Origin of the sequence: Mycobacterium sp. 852002-51971_SCH5477799-a, assembly GCF_001667145.1 — a bacterium.
GTDB lineage: Bacteria > Actinomycetota > Actinomycetes > Mycobacteriales > Mycobacteriaceae > Mycobacterium.
The window spans coordinates 1-3,626 of sequence record NZ_LZIF01000058.1 but is presented as its reverse complement, the minus strand read 5'-3'; the positions used below and the strand labels follow the sequence as shown (position 1 = coordinate 3,626).

Here is a 3,626-nt window from a genome sequence, read left to right as displayed (position 1 = left end):
TCGCCGGCCACATACAACTCACCGACCACACCGACGGGCACCCGACGCAACGACCCATCGAGCACGAACAACGCCGCCCCCGACACCGGCGACCCAATCGGCGGCGACCCCGACCCCGCGGTCAACGGAGCGCTGATCGCCGCATACACGGTGGCTTCGGTGGGGCCGTAGGCGTTGAGCATCACCCGGTCCGGCGCCCACCGGTCGACCACCTCGGCGGAACACGCTTCACCGGCCACTATTAATGCCATCGAGTCCAGCCCCTGCGGCGACAACATGGCCACCGCGGAGGGGGTTTGACTGAGCACGCCGACGTGTTCTGTCAGCAGCAGGTCATGAAGGTCTTCCGGCGAGCGGGCCACCGACTCGGGCACCACCACCAGTCGCCCGCCATGCAACAACGCGCCAAAGATTTCCGACACCGAGACGTCGAACACGTAGGAGTGCCACTGCGCCCACACCGCCGCGGGTGGCAGGCCGGCATCCAGCGACCCCATCAGCTGGGCGACGTTGTGGTGGGTGACCGCCACACCCTTGGGCACACCGGTGGTGCCGGACGTGTAGATGAGGTAAGCGACATCGTCGGCGGCCGGCGCCGGCAGTGCCCCGCTGGCTTGGCCGTCGATGGCCGGGTCGCTCACATCGATGACCAACACGCCATGGCCGTCTAACTGGCCCGCGTGCTCGGCGGTGGTGATCGCGGCCGCCGGTGCGGCGTCGCCGAGCATGAACGCGATCCGGGCCGCGGGCAACGCCGGGTCGATCGGCAGATACGCCGCCCCGGTCTTGAGCACAGCCAAAATCGCGATGATCGCCTCGGCCGACCGGGAGAACAGCAGCGCCACACACCCACCAGGGCCGACACCGTGACCGGTCAGCAGGTGCGCCAGCCGGTTCGCCGCCTCGTCGAGGTCGCGGTAGGTCCACGACCGCCCGCCACAGGTCAGTGCGACAGCCTCCGGGGTGCGGGAGACCTGAGCGGCGAACAACACCGGAATCGACACCGGCGTAGCCACCCGTTTGGTCAGCGCCACCCGATTGCCCAGGTCATCAAGCCGTGCGTGCTCCGCCTCGTCGAGCAACTGCGCCGACGACAACCGCCGCGTCGGGTCGGCGGTCATGGCCATCAATACGCGCTGCAACCGTTCGATCAGGGTGTGGATGCTTTCCGCGTCGAACACATCGGTGCGGAATTCCACCGCGCCGCCGATCCCCGCGGGCGCTCCGTCCTCGCCGAAGCGCTCGGCCAATGAAAAGGTCAGGTCCATGCGGGCGGCCTGGGTGTCCACCGGCAACGGCGCAACCTGCAGATCTCCGAAGGCCAAATCGTCGGCGGCATTCTCGTGGCCGGGCAGGTTCTGCCAGGCCAACATGACCTGGACCAGCGGATGATGGCTCAGGTTTCGGGTCGGGTTGAGCCGATCCACCAACACCTCAAAGGGCACGTCCTGGTGCTCGTATGCGGCGAGGCTGCGCCGTCGCACCTGCCCGAGCAGCTCGGCGAAGCTGGGATCACCGGCCGTGTCGACTCGCAGCACCAACGTGTTGACGAAAAAGCCGACGAGTTCGTCGAGCGAGGCATCGCGGCGTCCGGCGATCGGGAAGCCGACTGCCACATCGGGGCTGGCGCTGACTTTCGAAAGCAACGCGGCGAGGGCGGTCTGAACCACCATGAAACTCGTGGCGTTGTGCTCTCTCGCCACGCGGGTGACCTGCTGCTGCAACTGCGCGGGCCACTCCACCTCAACCCTGGCGCCGCGTTGGTCGGCGACCAGAGGATACGGCCGATCGGTAGGCAGCTGCAGGCGCTCGGGCATCCCGGCCAGGGCATCCTCCCAATAGGCCAGCTGCGCCGCGATGGGGCTGTGGCCGTCTTCGAGATCACCGAGGATTTCGCGCTGCCACAGTGTGTAGTCGACATACTGCACCGCCAAGTCGGCCCAGCCGGGAACCTGTCCCAAGCGCCGGCTGGCATAAGCCACGCCCAGATCACGTACCAGCGGCCGCAGCGACCAGCCGTCGGCGGCGATATGGTGCACCACCGCGACCAGCACATGCTCATCGTCGGCAACGGTGAAAAGCTTTGCGCGCAATGGGATTTCGGAGGCAAGGTCAAACGTGTACTGCGCCACGGCGCCGATCGCTCCATCCAACCGCTCCTGCGACCAATCGCCGGCCTCGACGACCTGCCAGCCGATGTCCGCCTGCTCGGCGGATGCCACGACCTGCCGCGGTATCCCGTCGGGCGCCGCGAACAGTGTGCGCAGGCTCTCATGGCGGGCAACCACATCTGACAGCGCCGCACCAAACGCCTCGGCGTCCAGCTGCCCGCGCAGCCGCAGCGCCATCGCCATGTTGTAAACCGGTGAGGGGCCCTGCAATTGGTCCAAGAACCACAACCGGCTCTGGGCAAACGACAACGGCACCACCGCAGGACGCGCACCGGGCACCAGTGGCTGCAGCCCACCGCTTTCGGTCCCGATGCGAGGCGCCAATTGTGCCACCGTGGGCGCTTCGAACAAGGCCCGCACCGGGACATTCGCCTCGAGGCTGGTGTTGATCGCCGCGATCAGGCGCATGGCCGACAGCGAATCCCCGCCCAGGTCGAAGAACGAGTCGTCGATCCCGACGCGTTCGATGCCGAGGACCTCGGCGAAAGTACCGACCAGGATTTCTTCGGTTGGGTTGGCCGGGGCGCGATAGCGATCGGCGTCCTGATACTCCGGTGCCGGCAGGGCGCGGGTGTCGAGCTTGCCGTTGGGTGTCAGCGGCAGCGCCTCGAGCGCCACCACCGCGGCGGGCACCATGTAACCCGGGAGCCGTTCGGCCAGCGCGGCCCGCGCCTCGGCCGGGTCGAGGGTGCCGGTGACATACCCGACCAAACGCCTCTCACCCGGGCGGTCCCCACGGGCGATCACCGCCGCTTGGTCCACCCCGTCCAAACCCGTTAGGGCTGACTGGATTTCACCGAGTTCGATGCGATACCCGCGAATCTTGACCTGTTCGTCAGCACGACCCAGATAGTCGAGCTGCCCGTCGGCTCGCCAGCGCACCAAGTCGCCGGTGCGATACATCCGCGTGCCCGGCGCTCCGAACGGACACGCCACAAACCGCGACGCGCTCAACCCGGCCCGACGCCAATACCCCACACCGACTCCGCGGCCCGCGACATACAGCTCACCGACCACCCCGACCGGCACCGGGCGCAACCACCCGTCCAGCACCGCAAAGGCCGCCCCAGGTACCGGCGACCCGACGGGCGGGGCACCCAATCCCGCCGCCAACGGCACACTCTTCGCCGCCCACATCGTCGTCTCGGTGGGGCCATAGACATTGACCATCACCCGTCCCGGCGCCCACCGGTCCACCAACTCCGGCGGACACGGCTCGGCGCCAATCACCAGGGCCGTCGACTCCAGGCCTTCGGGTGAGAGCACTCCCACCGCCGACGGGGTCTGGGTCAAGACGCTGACCCGCTGCGCCACCAGCAGCGCGTGGAAGTCTTCCGACGCGCGCGCCACCGAGTCGGGCACCACCACCAGCCGCCCGCCGTGCAGCAGCGCGCCCCAGATCTCCCACACCGAGAAGTCGAATGCGTAGGAATGGAACTGCGTCCACACCTGGTC

1 protein-coding gene is annotated in these 3,626 nt (G+C 68.1%); it reads right to left on the bottom strand.

The window, feature by feature from the left end:
* A partial coding sequence (locus A5753_RS06880) for an AMP-binding protein (protein WP_156655983.1) occupies positions 1 to 3,626 on the bottom strand: 3,626 nt, incomplete at both ends.